This window comes from Cellulophaga sp., assembly GCF_039943695.1.
GTDB lineage: Bacteria > Bacteroidota > Bacteroidia > Flavobacteriales > Flavobacteriaceae > Cellulophaga.
Genome location: NZ_JBDVAA010000067.1, coordinates 13,534 through 33,088 on the forward strand (window position 1 = coordinate 13,534; position 19,555 = coordinate 33,088).

Below are 19,555 nucleotides of genomic sequence, written 5' to 3' on the forward strand. Positions count from 1 at the left end.
GTCCTAAAAATATAGAAAGTCCCACACTTGTTAATTATTCAAGATGTGGGGCTTTTTTTATGGTGCAAATAAAACTTCTGTTTATATTTGTAGTATGTATTCAACGTTTATCTTATTTATTAGCGGAGGCGAAATTTTCTTCATTATGTTTATTGTAGTGATGGTCTTTGGAGCAGATAAGGTTCCTGACATTGCTAAGGGACTTGGTAAAGGTATGCGTCAACTTAAAGATGCAACCGAAGATATAAAACAAGAGATTACTAAAAGCGCAGAAAAGCAAGGTATTGATACTAGCTTTACCAAAGACATTAAAGAAGGTGTTACTAAGGTAAAAGAAGATGTAGAAGATATTGCTGGCGTAATTAAGAGAAAGTAATCTATGTTGGAAAAAATATTAGATTGGGATAGAGATCTCTTTATTTACTTAAATAATCTGGGTATTGAAGAGTACGATTATTTTTGGTCTTTTGTAACCAATATTAATAATTGGATTCCTTTATATGTACTTTTTTTTATTCTAATTTTTTACAAGCGTCCAAGAAAGCAAGCATTGGTAGATTTTTTTACTGTACTAGCAGTGTTTCTATTTGTAATGTTACTAACCAACTTAACTAAAGATTTTGTTGCAAGGGTTAGGCCAAGTAGTGATACCGCTTTAGGAGACCTTATACGTGTAGTTGTAGAAGCTAAAGGTTATAGTTTTTTCTCTGGGCACGCATCATCATCATTTTCATTAACAACAATTGTTGTGTTGGTATTAAGAGCGGAGTATAAATGGATATACTTTGCCTATATATGGCCACTGTTATTTTGTACGAGCAGAATATATGTAGGTGTGCATTATCCTTTAGACATTGCTACAGGTGCTTTAGTGGGTATTGTTTTTGCTATTTTAATTTATAAATTAAGTAAAAAGGTTACAAAACCCTACTTAACGTAAGTCCGTCTCTAATAGGTAGCAATACAGTTTCTACTCTAGAGTCTTCTTTTAAAGCTTTATTATAATCTAATAAGATTTTTGTAGTAACATCTTTTGGACTCAAAGGCTCTACAACTTTACCAGACCATAAAACATTATCAGATAAAATTATACCACCAGGTCTTGTTTTAGCTAGTGCAGCTTCAAAATAAGCAGGGTAGCTCTTTTTTTCTGCATCAATAAAAACCAAATCAAAAGTAACATCTAGTGTTGGTATAATATCTAAGGCATCACCAACGTGAGCATTAATCTTATCAGAAAAGCCACTTTTTTCAAAATATTTCTGTTGTATGTGGCTTAGTTCTTCATTAACATCTATAGTGTGTAATTTACCATTATTACGTAAACCTTCGGCTAAACAAATAGCAGAATATCCTGTGTAAGTGCCTATTTCTAAAATATTTTCTGGTGATATAATTTTAGACAACATACTTAATACACGTCCTTGAAAATGACCTGTTAACATTCTTGGTTGTATAACTTTTAAATGTGTTTCCCTAGTAAGTTCCGTTAAAACTGTAGGTTCATTTTCAGAGTTATTTGCAATGTAGTTTTCTAATAAAGACGATAAAAAATGCATAAAAAAGTTTTTGCAAAAATAGTTATTTTGATTTCTTATTTTTGAATAAAAATTAAATAGATGCAGTTTAAAAATACCTTAGAGTTTGCAAAAGAATTAGATGCTAATGATGCTTTAAAAGGATATAGAGATCAGTTTTACTTTCCTAAAATTAATGGTAAAGATGCTATTTATTTTACAGGAAACTCTCTGGGTTTACAACCAAAAACAGCGCAGAAGTTTGTAGATGATGTAATGAAAGACTGGGCACAGTTAGGGGTAGAAGGGCATTTTTATGCAGAAAAATCTTGGTGGGATTACCATGAGCGTTTAGCGGCACCTATGGCAACATTATTAGGAGCAAAAATAAAAGAGGTCTGTGTAATGAATACCTTAACGGTAAATCTTCATTTTTTAATGGCTTCTTTTTACAGGCCTACCGCTAAGAGGTTTAAAATTATCTGCGAAGAAAAGGCATTTCCATCAGACCAGTATATGCTAACTAGTCAAGTTAAATTTCACGGTTTAGACCCAAAGGAAGCAATAGTTGAGGTTAAAAAAAGAGAAGGAGAGCATTTTTGGAGAACAGAAGATGTGGTTGCTAAGATTAATGAAGTAGGAGATGAGCTTGCACTTGTTTTAATTGGAGGTGTTAACTATTATAACGGACAAGTTTTTGATATGAAAACCATAACAAAAGCGGGTCATGATGTTGGTGCTTTTGTAGGTTGGGACTTGGCACACGCAGCTGGTAATATAGAACTTAAGTTAAATGAATGGAATGCAGATTTTGCATCATGGTGTAGTTATAAATACATAAATAGTGGTCCTGGCAACGCATCTGGAGTGTATGTTAATGAAAAACATTTAGCAGATGATACTATTCCTAGATTAGAAGGTTGGTGGGGATCTAAAAAGGAAACTCGTTTTTTAATGAAACCAGAGTTTGAGTCTAGTCACACTGCAGATTCTTGGCAAGTAAGTAATCCGCCAGTATTAGCTATGGCACCTTATTTAGCATCATTAGAAATGTTTACAGAGGTAGGCTTGCCAGCTTTAATTAAAAAGAGAGATGTAATAGTAAGTTATTTGGAGTTTGTATTACAGGAAATAGATAAAGAGGTAGAAGAAGCTACTTTTGAGGTTATAACTCCTAAAGAAAGAGGTACACAACTGTCTGTGTTGTTACATGGACAAGGAAAAGAATTGTTTAATTACTTAATGAAAAACGGTGTAATAACAGATTGGAGAGAGCCAAACGTAATACGTTTAGCTCCTGCACCATTTTACTGTTCTTTTGAAGATATGTACCGTTTTGGTCAAATTTTAAAAGAAGGTATTTTGCAAAGCAAATAATTACTTGCTAATGCTTTTTACGTCTGTAAAATATAATTTAAAATTGCCTTCGGCATTCTTATGGTCTAAGGCAATTTTTAATCCGTTTTGTTCAGTGTAGTTTTCCCAAGTAGTACTCATAGATGGTTCTGCTGCATTTTCTTTTCTGTAAACCCATTCTTTAATTAGGTAATCATCTTCAAAGTAAAAATCATAAGCATCACCAGGAGTATACCCGCCAGCATTACCATATACAATGGTTAATTTACGCATTGGTTTTTTGCTAATTGGCGCTTCTTCATTTTTGGTAGTTGTAAATGTAATGTTGCTTTTATCCCAAACAAGATTAAAAGGGGCTAGTAGCCAATATTTATCGTTAATAAAGCCAGCATTAGTTTTTTGGGTAATAGAATCCATAGAGGCTCTGTTGTAAGCAATAGTGTCTTTAGCAGACATTGCTAATACATCATTACTTTTGGTGCGCCAGTTCCAAGTTCTATCAAAATGGTTTTCTCCACGGTCTACATTAAAAGTAAATTGTATCTGAGAAATATTTTTCCAATTTTTATATCCGTGTGCATGAGCAACAGAATCTAAAACTGTAAATTCTTTTTCTTTGGTAACTACAGTTTCTTTAGGTGAAGAAACCTCTTCTTTTTTAGCTTCTTTACAAGAAATAAAAAGTGTTGTAGTTAGTATAAAAGTGAATATTTTACGCATCATATTTATTGTTTTTTAACAAAGATACTATGTTTTGTAGTATGTTTTTTAGATTGATGAAACCTAGCGTGTACTTTATAAATAAATTGATTATTTTTGATGTAAATAAGAAATAAGGCATGAGTTCAAAAAAAGGTAAAGTTCAAGAAGCAATTGATGAAAAATTGTTGAATGAAAGAAAAGTGTTTTTATGGGGTATGGTAGATGATAACTCAGCAAAGCACGTTATAGATCGTTTGTTATATTTAGATTTACAAGGAAATGAAGAAATTCAGTTCGTTATAAATAGCCCAGGAGGTTATGTAACTTCAGGTTTTGCTATTTATGATACGATTAAATCTCTTAAGAGTCCTGTTTCTACAGTTTGTTCTGGTTTAGCAGCTTCTATGGGTTCTATATTATTATCTGTTGGTGCTAAAGGAAGACGTTTTATACAACCGCACGCGCAGGTAATGATTCACCAACCAAGTGGTGGGGCAGGAGGCCAGGCTTCTAATATAGAAATACAAGCAAAAGAAATTATAAAAACAAGAGAATTGAGTGCAAGAATCTTAGCAGAAAATTGTGGTCAAGACTTTAATAAAGTAATGAAAGATTTTGACAGAGACTACTGGATGAACGCAGAAGAATCTGTTGCCTACGGAATTGTAGACGGAATCTTAGAATAAGGTTTATAAAAGAAAAAGTCCTTCATAAAAGTAAAATTATGAAGGACTTTTTTATATGTAGACGCATTAAGCGGATGTTTTATATATACGAGCTATACAATATGTTTAGGTGCTTGTTAGTATAATTTTAACGTTCGTTATCACCTCTTTACACAAATAAAATATGTCAAAATCTCCAAAAGACATAGCCATAGTTGGCTCCGGATTAGTGGGCTCTTTATTAGCTATTTACTTAAGAAAAGAAGGACACAAGGTTACTGTTTTTGACAGGCGACCAGATATACGCACAGTAGAGTTTTCTGGTAGGTCTATAAACCTAGCAATGAGCAATAGGGGTTGGAACGCATTGCAGCAAGTAGGTTTAGAAAAAGAAATAAAAGAAATAGCAATACCACTTTACCAAAGAGCAATGCACGTAGATGGTGTGCCTTTGTATTACCAAAAATATGGTAAAGAAGAAGAGGCAATTTGGTCTACATCTAGAGGAATTTTAAATAGAAAAATGATAGATTTGGCAGAAGCCGAAGGAACAGAATTTCGTTTTTCAGAAAAAGTTTGGGATGTAGATTTACCTGAAGCAAAAATATTTACAGGAGAATCTGAAAAAGGTGTCTGGGAAGAATATAAGTTTGACTGTGTTTTTGGTTGTGATGGTGCTTTTTCTAGAGTACGTCATAAAATGCAAAGACGTAGTAGGTTTGATTATTCTCAGGAATTTATAAAGGTAGGATATAAAGAACTGTCTATTTTACCTAATGAAGATGGTACGCATAAATTAGATAAACACTCTTTTCATATATGGCCAAGAGGTAAGTTTATGCTTATTGCCATGCCAAACTTAGATGGTAGCTTCACCTGTACGCTTTTTATGCCGTATGAGGGTGATATTTCTTTTGAGAGTATTAAGACCAAAGATGATGCTAGAACGTTCTTCTCTACGCATTTCCCTAATGTAATGCCAGATTTAGATAACCTTATAGAAGATTTCTTTAAAAATCCGACAAGTGCAATGGTTACAATGAAATGTTTTCCTTGGACGTATTGGGATAAGGCTGCGCTTGTGGGCGATTCTGCACATGCAATAGTACCTTTTTATGGTCAAGGTATGAATGCTGGTTTTGAAGATATTTTTGTACTTACAAATTTACTTAAGAAGTATCCAGAGAATTGGACCATGGCTTTTAATGAATACCAAAAAGAGCGTAAACCAAATGCAGATGCTATAGCAGAACTTAGTTATAGGAATTTTGTAGAAATGAGTAGTAAAACAGCAGATCCAATGTTTTTACTGCAAAAAAAGATAGAGAAAAAATTTGCAACAGAATACCCAGAAAAATGGTTGCCGGTGTACTCTAGGGTAACGTTTAGTAATAGGCCTTATGCAGAGGCATTAGCATTAGGAGATGAGCAAGAAGCAATAATGAAAAAAGTAATGCAGCTACCTAATATAAAAGAAAAGTGGGATAGTGACGAGGTTACTAACAAAATAATAGAATTACTTAAATAAAAAAAGACCGCTAATTTAGCGGTCTTTTTTTTATTCAATATAAAATGAGTTTCTATAATTTAGAAAACATTTTTTGCATTCTTTCACTTTCTTCTTCAGCTAAAACAGGGTCTACTAATATTCTACCACTGTGCTCATCTGTAATAATTTTTTTACGAGCGGCAATTTCTACTTGTACCTGTGGTGGTATTGTAAAGAAAGAACCTCCAGATGCACCTCTTTCAATAGCTACAACTGCTAAACCATTTTTTACATTGGTTCTAATTCTAGTATAAGCTTTTACTAAACGCTCTTCAATTTGACTTTGGAAGTCTTCAGATTTTTTTAGTAATGCTTTTTCTTCTTTTTCAGTTTCAGCTAAAATTTCGCTTAATTCACTTTTCTTGTGCTTTAAGTGAGATTCTTTAGCAGATAAACGCTCTTTAGTATCAGAAATAACTTGTTTTTTCTGCTCTATTTGCGCTTTAAATTCTTTGATGTTTTTTTCAGCCAATTGAATTTCTAATTCTTGAAACTCAACTTCTTTAGATAAAGAGTTAAATTCACGACTGTTTCTTACGTTCTTTTGTTGTTCAGCGTATTTTTTAATTAGGCCTTTAGCTTCCTCAATTAAATTTTTCTTAGCTGTTATTTCAAAATTAACGGTTTCCACATCAGTTTTTAATTTATCCAATCTAGTTTTAAGTCCTAAAACTTCATCTTCTAAATCTTCAACTTCCAACGGGAGTTCACCCCTAACGTTTCTTATCTCATCGACTCTAGAATCAATTAATTGCAAGTCATATAATGCTCTTAATTTTTCTTCTACCGTTGCTTCTTTCTTTTTTGCCATATTTTTAAAAATACTTGATAGGATTTGTAATACTCTCCGATAAAGAGACTGCAAAATTAGGAATTTTTTTTGTAAGTATCTCTACTAAAAGATTTTTTGTAAACTGCTCTGTTTCAAAGTGTCCTATATCTGCCAGTAATATTTTGTTTTCTGCCTCGTAAAATTGATGATATTTTAAGTCTGCTGTAATAAAAACATCAGCGTTTACAGCCTTTGCGGCGGCTATTGCAAAAGAGCCACTCCCGCCTAGTACAGCTACTTTTTTTATTTTTTTATTTAGCAAATTAGAGTGCCTAACACAGTCGGCATTCATCTTTATCTTTAAATCTTGAAGAAATTTGGTCTCATTTACGGGATTTTCTAGCTCACCTACCATTCCCATACCAATATTTTGATTGGTGTTTTCTAAGGTTGTTATTTCGTAAGCAACCTCCTCGTAAGAATGATTTTTAAAAAGAGCTTGTAAAATTTTCTTCTCTTTAGCTTTTTCAAAAGTTACATTTATTTGTACTTCTTCTTCGGTTTGTGTTTTTCCAATTTCGCCTATTGTTGGGTTAGCTTTTTCATTAGGTTTAAAACTGCCTGTACCTACTGTTGTAAAACTACAATTGCTATAATTACCTATATTACCTGCGCCAGCAGCAAATAAAACTTCTTTTAATTCTGCAGCTTCTTTTTTAGGGACATAAGTTGTTAATTTTTTTATAGTGCCTTTTTGCGGAATTAAAATTTTAGTGTTTGTAAGTTCTAAAACTTCACAAATTTTAGCATTTACACCTTTGTTACTATTGTCTAAGGCGGTGTGCATACTGTAAATTGCAATATCATTTTTAATAGCCTTTAAAACTACACGCTCTACATAGTTTACACCCGTAATTTTCTTTAGGCCAGAAAAAATAATAGGATGAAAACTTACAATTAAGTTACAGTTTTTGGCAATAGCTTCATCTACAACATTTTCTAAAGTGTCTAGAGTAACTAGTACCCCAGTAACTTTTGTGGTAGCATTACCAATTAGTAGGCCTACATTATCAAAATCTTCTGCGTAATTTAGCGGCGCAAAATCTTCAATAATGTTTGTAATTTCTTTTACAGTCATTTTTGATTGCTTTAATGGTTTTCAAAGATAAAATATTTACTTTCGTTCTTATGCAACTACTCAGAAAAATAGCATTCCCTTTTTCTTTACTTTACGCTTTAGTGGTATATCTGCGTAACTATTTGTTTAATATAGGTGTTTTTTCTTCAAAATCTTATAAGACAACAACAGTATGTGTTGGTAATTTAAGTGCTGGTGGTACAGGTAAAACGCCAATGATAGAGCTTTTAATATTAAACCTACAACAACATTATAAGCTAGCAGTTTTAAGTAGAGGGTATGGTCGTAAATCAAAGGGGTTGCTAATAGCTAAAAGTGCAACTACAGTAGAGGAATTAGGAGATGAGCCTTATCAAATTTATAAGAAATACCCAGCTATAACAATGGTTGTAGATGGTGATCGTAGAAACGGAATTGAGACTTTAGAACAACAAATTAAACCAGATGTTATTTTATTGGATGATGCTTATCAGCATAGAAAGGTAAAGCCAACCTTTGCTATTTTACTTACTGCTTATGGTAATTTGTATGTTGATGATTGGTATTTGCCAACAGGAAACTTGCGTGATGCAAAAAATGAAGCTAAAAGAGCAAATGTTATTATAGTAACAAAATGTCCGGCTACAATTAATAATGAAGAGTGTTTAAAAATAGAGGGTAAGCTAAAACTTAAAAAACACCAGCAATTATTGTTTGCAAGTTTAAGTTATGCGCAAGAACTAAAGGGGTTTACAGAGGGTTTAACTTTAACTAGCTTTAAAGGAAAAAAAATAACCTTGGTAACGGGTATTGCAAATCCAAAGCCTTTAGTAGATTTTTTAAATACTCAAGGCGTAGATTTTGAACATCTGGCATATAGTGATCATCATTTTTTTACTGCAGCAGAAATAGAAACTTTTGCTAGTAAAGAATTTGTATTAACTACAGAAAAAGATTTTGTACGACTAAAAGGAAAATTAAAAAACTTGTGTTACATAGAAGTGCAGCACAAAATTTTAGATAAAGGAAAAGATAAATTACTGTCTGCTATTAATAGCGTAATTAAGTAATTTTTTTGTTAAAAATATTCTCACCAATTTTTTGGTAGAAATAGTCTGGTTTAAAAGGTTTGGTAACAATATCATCACAGCCTGCAGCATAAAAATTTTCTACACTATCATCTAAAGATATTGCCGTAAGTGCAATAATAGGTATTTCAGAATCAAATTTTCTAATTTCTATAGTAGCTTCTACACCGCTAATGCCTGGCATATGAATATCCATTAAAATAGCATCGTAAGTGTTGTTCTGTGCAAGCTCTATTGCTTCTGTGCCGTTATTAGCTATGTCACTAACCATTCCTTTTTTAGAAAGCATTTTTTTTGTAATTACTTGATTTATTTTGTTGTCTTCAACAATAAGTAATTTTAAGCCTTCAAAAATAAATTCTTGCGGAATATATTCTTCTTCTGGATTTTCTGTGTTTTTATCTTTACAAATTAGGTCTATATCAAAGCTAAAAATAGATCCAACTCCTTTTGTACTTTCTAAATGAATAGTACTTCCAAAAAGTTTTAGTAGGTTTTTTACAATGGTTAAACCAAGTCCTGTGCCACCATATTCTCTATTTATTTGTATAGAGCCTTGCTCAAAACTATCAAAAATATTTTCTTGTAACTCATTAGATATTCCTATACCTGTGTCTTTTACTTCAAAAGAAATTGTACAAAGGTCTTCAACCTTCTTAATTTCATTAATAGTAACAAATACTTCTCCGTTTTTAGTAAACTTAATGGCGTTACCTATAAGGTTTATAAGTATTTGAGATATTTTTATAGGATCTCCTAAATGTGCTCTAGATATTTTTTTATCAATATTTAAACTAAGTTTAGTGTTGTTAGATTTTGCACTTTGCTGTAGTGAGTCTATTACGTCTTTAATTGTTTTTCTTAGGCTAAACTCTATCTGTAACGTCTCTAGTTTTTGAGCATCAATTTTATTTACCTGTAGTATGTCATTTATAAAGTTTAAAAGGTAGTCTCCAGAAAATTTTAAAGATTTTAAATGATCCTTTTGGCTTTCTGTTGGGTTTTCCTCAAGCAACAAATTAGTTAAACCAGTAACAGCATATAAAGGTGTGCGTAGTTCATGGCTTACTGTAGATAAGAAATTGGTTTTGGCTTCCATAGCTTTTACAGCATCATCCTTAGCAATTTCTAATTCTTTATTGGTTTGGTGTAGTATTTTATTTGTTTTTATTTTTATTTGATTATTTCTATATAAAGAAATAGCTAAAAGAGAAATAATTGCCAAAATAGCAAAGGCTACAATATTGGTGCTTTCAGACCTGTTTATAGATGCCTCTTGCTCTATGTTTTTTTCAAGTAGAGTTTTTACGTCTTCCTCTAACCCTTCTATATGTATATCATTTGCAGTTCTTTCTTTGGCTTTAGCATTAGTAATACTGTAGATAGAGTCTTTAATATGAATTAAATTCTTATTAAAAAGAAGAGAAGAGTTGTAGTCTTCAATGTCTTCATACGCCTTAGCTATTAGTGTATTAAATTCTAATAATTCATTTACAAAGCCATTTGCTTTTGCAATAGGTAAGCCTTCTAAGCAAAACTTAATACAATCTTCAGGATTATCTAAAGAATTAATATTAGCAAGGCCCAAGTAGCCTTGAGTGGTAAAATAGTCTTTTTCGTAAATGTCTGAGTTTACAACTAATGCATTATAAAACCTAGATGCTTTTAAAAAATTTGTTTTTTGAAAGTTGATGTTGGCCTGAGTTAATACTATGCGGTTAAGTAAATTACGATCATTACTTAGTTGTTTTGCTTCTACTAATTTTTCTTCAGCCTGAAAATTATTTTTATCTAAGTATAAATAAATTGCCTCAAGGTATTTGCTTTCACTAGACCCATAAGGATATGTAATACCTTTTAATAATACTTTGGTGCGTTCCCAATAAAATTTAGATCTAGGAACATTGTTAAGTTTTAAATATAAAAATGCATATTGATGAAAACAATCTATCTGACCTTTTTCATCTTCATTTTTTTCTGCGTATTCGGTAGCTTTTTGTATTGCTTCTAAGGCAGGTTTTGTGTTGTTCTGGTTCTTGTATTTTCGTGCAAGAGCAAAGTAGTAATCTAAATCTTTAAGCGCAGTTGGGGATTCTTGAGCAACTGCACAAGAAAACAGTAAGCAACTAAAAATAGCAGCAAGTACTGTTTTAAAAATTAGATTATGTTTTACTTTTTTCAAATATATTTTTTTTGAACCAACAAATTTATAAGGTCAATAATTCTACTGCTGTATCCAGACTCATTATCATACCAACCAATAACTTTCACCATTTTTCCAATTACTGAAGTCATCTGAGAATCAAACGTACAAGAATAAAAACTATTGTTTACATCAATAGAAACAATAGGATCTTCGGTGTAATGCATAATTTCTTTTAAGTCATTGGCTGATTGGTACTTAAAAGCATTATTTATTTCTTTTATAGATGTTTCTTTTTTTACGTTAAAAGTAATATCTGTTAAAGAACCGTTTGGTACAGGTACGCGTATACCGCAACCTCCAATAACATCTGCCAAATCTGGGAATATTTTGGTTAATGCTCTTGCTGCACCAGTTGTTGTAGGGATAATAGATTGCCCTGCTGCTCTTGCTCTACGTAAATCTCTGTGTGGTTGGTCATGCAGACTCTGGTCTGTGGTATAAGAGTGTATAGTTGTAATATACGCTTGCTCTATACCGCATAAATCATTAATAACCTTTACCATAGGAGCGGCATTATTTGTAGTACATGATGCATTGGAAATAATGTGATCTTCTGCAGTTATATCTGTGTGATTTATACCGTAAACAATCATTTTAATAGCGTTGTCTACTGGTGGAACAGATAATATAACTTTTTTAGCTCCGTTTTGTAAATGATAATTTAAATCTTCTTGCGTTTTAAATTTACCTGACGATTCTATAACCAAGTCAACATTACTAGCGTGCCAAGGAATATCTTTTGGAGTACTAGCATTTGTAAGGTTAATTACTTCATCATTTACAGTGATAGTACTTTCTGTATTAGAAATATTCTCATTAAAAATACCGTGTACACTATCATACTTTAATAGGTGAGCTAATGTTTTAGCATCTGCTAAATCATTTATAGCTACTACGTTTAAATTTGGGTATTGGTTTAGTAACCTAAATAACGTACGACCAATTCTGCCGAAGCCGTTAATACCAATGTTTATTTTTTTCATTTTAAATACGAAAAAATAATGCTTAGTTAAAAGCAGTCTTTAGCAAATTATAGGTAAGCTAAAGTTAGTTAATATGTTTGTGTGCTTTGTATGAAGATCTAACTAAGGCGCCACTTTCTACGTGTCTAAAGCCCATTTCTAATCCTAATTCTTCATACTTTTTAAACTGTTCTGGTAAAATAAACTCCTTAACAGGTAGGTGTTTTTTAGAAGGTTGTAAATATTGACCAATAGTTACAACATCTACATTTGCATCTCTAAGGTCTCTTAAAGTTTGTATAACTTCTTCTTCTTTTTCACCAAGACCAAGCATAATACCAGATTTAGTTCTTCTGGCACCGTTATCTTTTAAGTATCGTAATACATCTAAACTTCTTTCATATTTAGCTTGTATACGCACTTCTCTTGTTAGTCTTTTTACAGTTTCCATATTATGAGAAACTACTTCTGGAGCCACTTCAATAATACGATCTAAATGAGTGTTTATTCCTTGAAAATCTGGAATAAGAGTTTCTAAGGTAGTTTCAGGGTTCATTCTTCTTATGGCCTTAACAGTTTCTGCCCATATAATAGAACCCATATCTTTTAAATCGTCTCTGTCTACAGATGTAATAACAGCATGTTTAATGCTCATTATTTTAATAGAACGAGCTACTTTTTCTGGTTCTTCCCAATCTACATCTTCTGGTCTGCCTGTTTTTACACCGCAAAAACCACATGATCTTGTACATACGTTACCAAGAATCATAAATGTAGCTGTGCCTTCTCCCCAACATTCTCCCATATTAGGGCAACTACCAGAAGTACAAATAGTATTAAGGCTATACTTATCTACTAAGCCTCTTAATTGTGTGTACTTTTTACCAGTAGGTAGTTTTACTCGTAACCATTTTGGTTTTCCCTTAGGCGGTTTTACGTTATCTACAGTGTTAATACTCATAAAAATATTTTGTACAAATATACGAACAAAATAGCGTTACTTATAATAGAGTAGTGGTCAAGATTTACGTTTAGCTTTTATAATTTGTGCAAGTAGTTTTTTTGCTCTTAGTAGTTTTACTTTAACACTGTTTATAGGTTCGTTTAGCTCTGTGGCTATATCTGCGTAACTAAGTTCGTTAAAGTAGCGTAGGTTTATAATTTTTTGATATGCTGGTTTTAGCTTTTTTATGTCTTGCAGTAAATTTGCTAAATTTTGATCTATTATTAATTGATCTTCAATAGTGGGTGCATCGTCTAATACTTTTATAACATCATCATTGCCATAATTCATATTTTCTAATACACTACGTTTTCTTTTTCTAAATAAATCTACGTGTAAATTTTTACCAATTGTAATTAGCCAAGTTTTAAACTTATAGCTATCATCGTAAGTGTTTATTTTATCAAAAGCTTTAGAAAACGTTTGTATGGTAAGGTCTTCAGCATCATTCTCGTTCTCTGTTCTAACTAATAAAAAGCCATAAACATCGTTCCAGAAAGTGTCCAAAAGGTTGCTAAAAGCAATTTGGTTACCTGCTTTAGCTTTGGTTAGGTTAGAGATAAGTTCTTCTTCAGATAATTTCATAAAAAAAGGCAAATTTTCATTTGCCTATTGTATTTCTGTTGATGCCTCCATTTTGCAATCTTGCTCCGCAGGTAGTTTGCCGCACATACCGCAAGCTTGTCCGTCTTTATTTAAAAATGGACTTTGGCTAGCACACGTCCCTGCAAATTTGCCATCTTTCTTTGCCCAAATTTTAATTGCTATTCCTGCAAAACCAAGACTTAGAAGGCCTATGGTTATTAAAACTAGTTTCATAATTAAATTTTAAGCAAAGATACTAATTATAGCTTTTATATGTATACACTTTAACGTTAGTTTGCGTATGATATATTGGCTACAATATTTTCTACTGTAGGTGTTTTGTTACCACCTTTAGGTTCTATTGTAATGTAACCCATAGCATTTTCTCCGTAAGGTAATGCCAGTAATTTATCTTTATCACTAATGTCTTTAATAACACCAATGTTTATCATTTTACCATCTACTTCTGCCCACATTTGTAAACATTGATCTTCTGGTAAATTAGGTATGTTTTTAACGTTTATATATGATAGTTTTTTAACAGGATTTATATAAGCAACTGCTTTTAATTCTTTTGCTTTTGTGTTTCCTTTTACATTGTATCTTTTTGTTTTAGGGTTGTTAAGAACAATAAATTGGTTTCTAACATCCTCTAATTGCTGTTTCATATTGTCTTCAATAGTCTTCATTTTATTGTTAACAATAGTGTTTTCTTCTTGTAATGATTTATTCTGATTCCAGAAGAAAAATGATGCAGCAGCAAAAAGAAAAGCTAAAGAACATGCAATACCTATATATCTATAGAATTTTTTGTTCGATTTTTTCTCTGCTTTTACTCTTTCTAAAATTTTATTTTTTAAACCATCAGGAGTGTCAATAGCATGCAGTTTTGCAAAAATCTCTAAATTTTCTTGCAATTCATTATACGTTTTACTTACCTCTGGGTGTATTGCTATGTAGCGTTCTACCTTAAGCGTTTCTTCTGTAGTAGTGGTGTCTAAAAGATACTTTTCTAGAAGGTCTGATTCTAAGAATTTTTTTATTTTATCTGTCATAACAAAAATGATATAAGTATTGTTAATGCGGTAGAACCGTATATTTTCTTTAATTCTCTAAGACCTATTTTTAATCTAGACTTAATAGTTCCTAAAGGGATATCTAATTCTTCACTAGCCTCTTGTTGGGTCATTCCCTCAAAAAATAAGGCTTCCAGTACAATTTTATATTTAGGTTCTAACTTGTGTAAGTTATCCTTAACATCCATTAATTCTGGCTTAGTGCTCTCTGTTCCTAAATTATATACGTCTGAAACGTCTATTTGGATTTCCTTATCTGATTTTGTGTTTACACTTCTAAGTTTATCTATAGCTGTGTTACGTGTAATTCTAAATAACCAAGTAAATAGTTTTGCTTTAGAAGAATCATAAGAGTCTGCTTTTTTCCAGATCTTCACAAAACTTTCTTGCAGCACATCTTGTGCTAAATCTTCGTCTCTAACAACTTTGTTAGCTACACCAAATAAAGTATCACCATAATGGTCGTACAATAAAGATATTGCTTTTTCATCCCTGTCTTGTAGTAATTCTACAATATGTTTTTCAAGTAGTGTACTCATTCTAGTTGTGTTACGCTATTTCTGTAAATTTTTTTTACACTGCGTCATCCAAATATACATTTGTTAACGTATATAGTTCAACGCAAGATTACAAAAATGATTGCGATAATTAAAATATTTACAACTTAAGTAGGCAGCTGGTTACTGCCACTTATTTTTGGTTAGTTTGGTTTGGTATAACCCCTGTTCCTTTATGGTTTCAGGGGTTATTTTATGATATTAACTTCTGCTTCAATACTAATGTTAAATCTCTTTAGTACAGTGTTTTGTATTTTTTTAGATAGCTCAAGAATGTCATTTCCTGTTGCGTTGCCATAGTTTACTAAAACCAAAGCTTGATTTTTATGAACGCCAGCATCACCAAATCTTTTTCCTTTAAATCCACATTGTTCTATAAGCCAGCCAGCTGGTATTTTGTACGTATTGTCTGGCAAGGCGTAAAACGGAGCTTCAGGATTATTTTGGCTAAAGTTATCAAAAATTAATTTGTCTACTATTGGGTTCTTAAAAAAGCTACCGCTATTACCAAGTTCTGCCGGGTTAGGTAGTTTACTTTGTCTAATAGTTATAACTGCATTAGAAACATCTTTAATAGTAGGTTGGTTTATATTATTTTTTAATAATTCTGCTTCAATAGCACCATAAGATATTTTTAAATTATGATCTTTTTTAGTCAGTTTTAAAACTACAGATGTAATAATGTATTTTCCTTTACCATCGTTTTTAAAAAAAGAATCTCTGTAGCCAAATTTGCATTCTTCTTTAGTAAAACTATGTATTTCTCCACTTTTAATATGTAGAGCTTCACAGCTTACAAAATTATCTTTTAACTCTACACCATAAGCTCCAATGTTTTGTATTGGAGCAGTGCCAGTATTACCCGGAATTAAAGACATATTTTCTAGTCCGCCATAATTACGGTCTAAAGACCAAAGTACAAGATTATGCCAATTTTCACCAGCCATAACATTTAGCCACACATTGTTGCTATCTTCCTTGCTAACCTCTATACCTTTAATTGCTATGTGTATTACTAGTGCATTTATATTAGTGGTGATAAGCATATTGCTACCACCACTAATAATAAACTTGTTAGGGTAATTGGTTAATGCTACTGCTTCTTGTAGTTCTGTTACAGATGTTACTGTACAGAAGTAAGATGCTTTTGCATCAATACCAAAAGTGTTGTATTCCTTTAATGATATGTTTTCTTTAATAATCATTAATCTTGGTATACAGCTAAAGCCTGTTTAATAATTTTAACAGCTCTTTTTAATCGTTCTTTGTCTAAAACGTATGCTATTCTAATTTGATTTTTTCCAAGACCTTTAGTAGCATAAAAACCAGCAGCAGGTGCAACCATCACAGTTTCGTTGTCAACATTAAAGTCTTCTAGTAGCCATTGTGCAAACTTATCAGCATCTTTAACAGGTAATTCTGCTATACAATAAAATGCGCCTTGTGGTTTTGCAACACGTACACCATTTACTTGCTCTAGTTCTGTTATTAGTATGTTTCTACGTTCTACATATTCTTCAATAACATCTGTAAAATAGCTATTAGGTGTGTCTAAAGCAGCTTCACTAGCAATTTGTGCATATGTAGGAGGTGATAGTCTTGCTTGTGCAAATTTAAGAGCTGTTTTTATAAGCTCTTTATTTTTAGATACTAAGCAACCAATACGTGCACCGCACATACTATACCTTTTAGAAACAGAATCTACAATTATAGCATTTTCTTCTAAGCCTTCTTCTTGTAAAATAGAGTAGTGCTCCTTACCGTCGTAAGTAAACTCTCTGTATACTTCATCTGCAATTAAAAACAGATTGTGTTTTTTTACAATTGCAGCTAATTTTTTAATTTCTTCTTTACTATATAAGTATCCTGTAGGGTTACCTGGGTTGCAAATTAATATTGCTTTTGTTTTTGGAGTAATTAATTTTTCAAACTCCTCTATTGCAGGTAGTGCAAAATTATCTTCTATTTTAGATACAACAGGAACCACATTTACACCAGCTGCAGTAGCAAATCCGTTGTAATTTGCATAAAATGGTTCTGGAATAATAATTTCATCATCTGCATCTGCAATACTACCCATTACAAAAGCTAAAGCCTCAGATCCACCGGTTGTTACAATTATTTCTTGTGCTGTAACATTTATATTTTGTTTTTTATAATAAGCAGCTATTTTTTCTCTGTATGTTTCAGATCCTTCAGTTCTGCTGTATGCAATAACATCTAGTGTGTTATTTTTTACTGCATCTAAAGCTACTTGTGGAGTTTTAATATCTGGCTGACCAATATTTAAATGAATAACATTTACTCCTCTTTTCTTTGCATCTTCTGCATAAGGTACCAATTTACGAATTGGTGATTCTGGCATTGCTAGCCCTTTTGTTGAAATTGATGGCATAAAAAATATTTTAGGCAAAAATGAGAAATACAAGCATAGAAAACAACAACCAAATACTTATTTTTCATCTATTTTAAGATTGAAAATAAGGGGTTTAACATTTTTTTTTGTATTTTAAGTGGGTATGAGCTGAAAATCAGTAATTATGATGCACAGGATCTTTATTTTTTGTCTGCTTTTTCCTTTTTTATCAGGAGCTCAAAATTTTGAGTTACCAGAAGGTAAAAAGTATGAGAAAATTAAGTTTAAATTAATTAACAACCTCATTGTTTTACCAGCAAAGATCAATGGTGCTCAATTTACTTTTATATTAGACACTGGTGTAAGTAAACCTATACTTTTTAATTTTTCTAATCAAGATTCAGTAGATATTAAAAACGTATCAGAAATTACTATTAAAGGTCTTGGTGGAGGTGAGCCAATAAAAGCTCTAAAATCTAAAGGAAACTTATTAGAGCTAAATTCGTTTAAAAACACCAATCAATTAGTTTATATTGTTTTGGAAAAAGATTTAAATTTTTCTCCAAAATTAGGTGTTCCTATACACGGTATTTTAGGGTATGATTTTTTTAAAAATCATATTGTAGAAATTAATTACACAAATACCTTTATTAAAGTTTACAACCCTAATACTTACAAGCAATCTAAAAATAAAAAAATAGAATATTTACCGCTAAGTTTAGAGCGTAAAAAAGCCTATATAGAAGCGGCTGCGTTATTAAAACAAAATACTGTACCTGTAAAATTGTTAATAGATACGGGTAGTAGTGATGCTGTTTGGCTTTTTGAAAATAAAGTAAAAGGTATTGCTGTGCAACATAAGTATTTTGAAGACTTTTTAGGAAAAGGATTAAGTGGTGATATTTATGGGAAAAGAACTAAGATAGATTATCTTAAATTGGGAAGTTATGTTATTAAAGATACAAAAACTGCTTTTCCGGATAGTACATCTATAAGGTATTTAGCTCAAAAAGGAGAACGTAATGGTAGTGTAGGCGGTGAGGTTTTAAAAAGGTTTAATTGGGTTATTGATTATCCTAATAAACAGGTTTCTTTCAAAAAAAATTCTAACTATAAAAAGCCTTTTTGGTTTAGAACTAGTGGTATGGCTTTACAACACGGAGGGATGCGTTATATTAAACAAAGTAAGCTAAAGCAGCAAAAAGGTTTTGGCGGAGTAAGTAAAAATGGTTCTGCGTCTAAAGTAACTGTTAGTTATGATAATGAGGTGGTTATAAGTTTAGTACCCCAAATAGTTGTGTCTGACCTTAGAGAGGGCAGTCCTGCAAAAGATGCTGGTTTAAAAGTTGGTGACGTTATTTTAGAGGTAAATAAAAAAGAAGCACATAAGTATAAGTTGCAAGAGCTTACGCATATGGTAGACGATATTCCAGGCAAAAAAGTAGTAGTTTTAATAGAGCGTAGGGGAGAAAGGCTACTCTTTAATTTGCGTATTAAAAACTTATTTAAATAAAAAAGCACCCAAAAAGGGTGCTTTTTATTTTTTGTGGTTTGTAGTAATTATTGTGCTACAGATTTAGCTTCTACAAGTTCACCTTTTATTTTTAAAACCTTAGTTGGTGTTTCTGCATTAGAAATAACAGTGATTGCTTTTCTAATAGGACCAGCAGGTCTTTTAGTGTCATATTTAACTTCAATTACACCAGTTTTTCCAGGCATAATAGGCTCTTTTGGTTTTTTAGGAATAGTACATCCACAGCTAGAGTTTACTTTGCTGATAATTAAAGGTGCATCTCCAGTATTTGTAAATTCAAAAACTCTTACACCATTACCACCACGTTCAACTTTTCCGTAGTCTACAGTTTCAGTTTTAAATTCAATTTTAGCCTTTTTGTCTTGTGCACTTAGGTTAAATGCTAGTAGGCCAACAAATAATACTAATACTATCTTTTTCATCATTTTGGGTTTTAATTAAGATCAAATATACTATTTACAATTTAACCTTTAAAAATTCTTTTGTTATGTAATAACGTTACTTATTTTT

Annotated in this window: 21 protein-coding genes; 7 read left to right on the plus strand and 14 right to left on the minus strand. The window is 31.7% G+C overall.

Annotated elements, in window-relative coordinates; all coding sequences use genetic code 11:
• Positions 1-94: 94 nt before the first annotated feature.
• Positions 95-376, plus strand: a complete 282-nt coding sequence (locus ABJD66_RS04960; protein WP_303545131.1) for a twin-arginine translocase TatA/TatE family subunit — start codon at positions 95-97, stop codon at positions 374-376.
• 3 nt (positions 377-379) lie between these two features.
• Positions 380-940: a phosphatase PAP2 family protein gene (locus ABJD66_RS04965; protein WP_303545128.1), complete on the plus strand. Its 561-nt coding sequence runs from the start codon at positions 380-382 to the stop codon at positions 938-940.
• On the opposite strand, the gene ABJD66_RS04970 is transcribed toward ABJD66_RS04965, so the two are convergent.
• Entirely contained in the window at positions 918-1,559 is a 642-nt protein-coding gene (locus ABJD66_RS04970; protein ID WP_100895066.1) for an O-methyltransferase, read from the minus strand. The genes ABJD66_RS04965 and ABJD66_RS04970 overlap by 23 nt on opposite strands.
• 60 nt (positions 1,560-1,619) lie before the next feature.
• Here ABJD66_RS04970 and kynU point away from each other — a divergent pair, with 60 nt between their 5' ends.
• The gene (gene kynU, locus ABJD66_RS04975; RefSeq protein ID WP_348128882.1) at positions 1,620-2,894 is read left to right on the plus strand and encodes a kynureninase; all 1,275 of its coding nucleotides are present in this window, start codon (positions 1,620-1,622) and stop codon (positions 2,892-2,894) included.
• On the opposite strand, the gene ABJD66_RS04980 is transcribed toward kynU, so the two are convergent.
• On the minus strand, positions 2,895-3,596 hold the full coding sequence (locus tag ABJD66_RS04980) for a hypothetical protein (protein ID WP_348128885.1): 702 nt from the start codon (positions 3,594-3,596) through the stop codon (positions 2,895-2,897).
• Positions 3,597-3,712: 116 nt separating this feature from the next.
• Between ABJD66_RS04980 and ABJD66_RS04985 the strand changes: the two genes are divergently transcribed.
• Positions 3,713-4,261: an ATP-dependent Clp protease proteolytic subunit gene (locus ABJD66_RS04985; protein ID WP_100895068.1), complete on the plus strand. Its 549-nt coding sequence runs from the start codon at positions 3,713-3,715 to the stop codon at positions 4,259-4,261.
• A 163-nt stretch (positions 4,262-4,424) separates the two neighbouring features.
• Positions 4,425-5,768 carry an NAD(P)/FAD-dependent oxidoreductase gene (locus ABJD66_RS04990; protein ID WP_348128888.1) on the plus strand — a complete coding sequence of 448 codons (1,344 nt, stop codon included), beginning with the start codon at positions 4,425-4,427 and terminating at the stop codon, positions 5,766-5,768.
• Between the two features lie 52 nt (positions 5,769-5,820).
• Here the strand turns inward: ABJD66_RS04990 and ABJD66_RS04995 are convergent, their stop codons facing one another.
• Positions 5,821-6,600 carry a C4-type zinc ribbon domain-containing protein gene (locus tag ABJD66_RS04995; protein ID WP_100895070.1) on the minus strand — a complete coding sequence of 260 codons (780 nt, stop codon included), beginning with the start codon at positions 6,598-6,600 and terminating at the stop codon, positions 5,821-5,823.
• Between the two features lie 4 nt (positions 6,601-6,604).
• Entirely contained in the window at positions 6,605-7,699 is a 1,095-nt protein-coding gene (locus ABJD66_RS05000; RefSeq protein ID WP_348128892.1) for a Nif3-like dinuclear metal center hexameric protein, read from the minus strand.
• Positions 7,700-7,749: 50 nt separating this feature from the next.
• On the opposite strand from ABJD66_RS05000, the gene lpxK reads away from it, so the two are divergent.
• Complete coding sequence (gene lpxK / locus ABJD66_RS05005) at positions 7,750-8,748, plus strand: tetraacyldisaccharide 4'-kinase (protein WP_348128895.1); 999 nt, start codon at positions 7,750-7,752, stop codon at positions 8,746-8,748.
• Here the strand turns inward: lpxK and ABJD66_RS05010 are convergent.
• The 9 genes from ABJD66_RS05010 to ABJD66_RS05050 form a co-directional block, all read right to left on the minus strand.
• Positions 8,741-10,948 (minus strand): response regulator, encoded by a 2,208-nt coding sequence (locus ABJD66_RS05010; protein ID WP_303571904.1) that lies wholly within the window; start codon positions 10,946-10,948, stop codon positions 8,741-8,743. The two genes, lpxK and ABJD66_RS05010, sit on opposite strands and share 8 nt — an antisense overlap.
• A complete protein-coding gene (gap, locus tag ABJD66_RS05015) occupies positions 10,945-11,955 on the minus strand; it encodes a type I glyceraldehyde-3-phosphate dehydrogenase (protein WP_348128899.1) in 1,011 nt (336 codons plus the stop codon). Before gap ends, ABJD66_RS05010 begins: the two co-directional genes overlap by 4 nt.
• A 64-nt stretch (positions 11,956-12,019) precedes the next feature.
• Positions 12,020-12,895, minus strand: a complete 876-nt coding sequence (gene lipA, locus ABJD66_RS05020; RefSeq protein WP_100895074.1) for a lipoyl synthase — start codon at positions 12,893-12,895, stop codon at positions 12,020-12,022.
• A 57-nt stretch (positions 12,896-12,952) separates the two neighbouring features.
• Positions 12,953-13,522, minus strand: a complete 570-nt coding sequence (locus tag ABJD66_RS05025) for a sigma-70 family RNA polymerase sigma factor (RefSeq protein ID WP_100895075.1) — start codon at positions 13,520-13,522, stop codon at positions 12,953-12,955.
• A 24-nt stretch (positions 13,523-13,546) separates the two neighbouring features.
• The gene (locus ABJD66_RS05030; protein WP_100895076.1) at positions 13,547-13,756 is read right to left on the minus strand and encodes a membrane or secreted protein; all 210 of its coding nucleotides are present in this window, start codon (positions 13,754-13,756) and stop codon (positions 13,547-13,549) included.
• Positions 13,757-13,812: 56 nt separating this feature from the next.
• The gene (locus tag ABJD66_RS05035; RefSeq protein ID WP_100895077.1) at positions 13,813-14,577 is read right to left on the minus strand and encodes an anti-sigma factor; all 765 of its coding nucleotides are present in this window, start codon (positions 14,575-14,577) and stop codon (positions 13,813-13,815) included.
• Positions 14,574-15,137 carry a sigma-70 family RNA polymerase sigma factor gene (locus ABJD66_RS05040; protein ID WP_100895078.1) on the minus strand — a complete coding sequence of 188 codons (564 nt, stop codon included), beginning with the start codon at positions 15,135-15,137 and terminating at the stop codon, positions 14,574-14,576. The genes ABJD66_RS05035 and ABJD66_RS05040 overlap by 4 nt, the downstream gene beginning before the upstream one ends.
• 206 nt (positions 15,138-15,343) lie before the next feature.
• Positions 15,344-16,360: a UDP-N-acetylmuramate dehydrogenase gene (gene murB, locus ABJD66_RS05045; protein WP_348128905.1), complete on the minus strand. Its 1,017-nt coding sequence runs from the start codon at positions 16,358-16,360 to the stop codon at positions 15,344-15,346.
• Positions 16,360-17,550, minus strand: coding sequence for a pyridoxal phosphate-dependent aminotransferase (locus tag ABJD66_RS05050; RefSeq protein ID WP_100895080.1), 1,191 nt, complete (start codon positions 17,548-17,550; stop codon positions 16,360-16,362). Before ABJD66_RS05050 ends, murB begins: the two co-directional genes overlap by 1 nt.
• A gap of 145 nt (positions 17,551-17,695) precedes the next feature.
• Between ABJD66_RS05050 and ABJD66_RS05055 the strand changes: the two genes are divergently transcribed.
• The gene (locus tag ABJD66_RS05055) at positions 17,696-19,024 is read left to right on the plus strand and encodes an aspartyl protease family protein (protein ID WP_348128909.1); all 1,329 of its coding nucleotides are present in this window, start codon (positions 17,696-17,698) and stop codon (positions 19,022-19,024) included.
• Positions 19,025-19,071: 47 nt separating this feature from the next.
• Here ABJD66_RS05055 and ABJD66_RS05060 read toward each other — a convergent pair whose 3' ends face one another.
• Positions 19,072-19,467 (minus strand): DUF1573 domain-containing protein, encoded by a 396-nt coding sequence (locus tag ABJD66_RS05060; protein WP_075694382.1) that lies wholly within the window; start codon positions 19,465-19,467, stop codon positions 19,072-19,074.
• Positions 19,468-19,555: the final 88 nt, after the last annotated feature.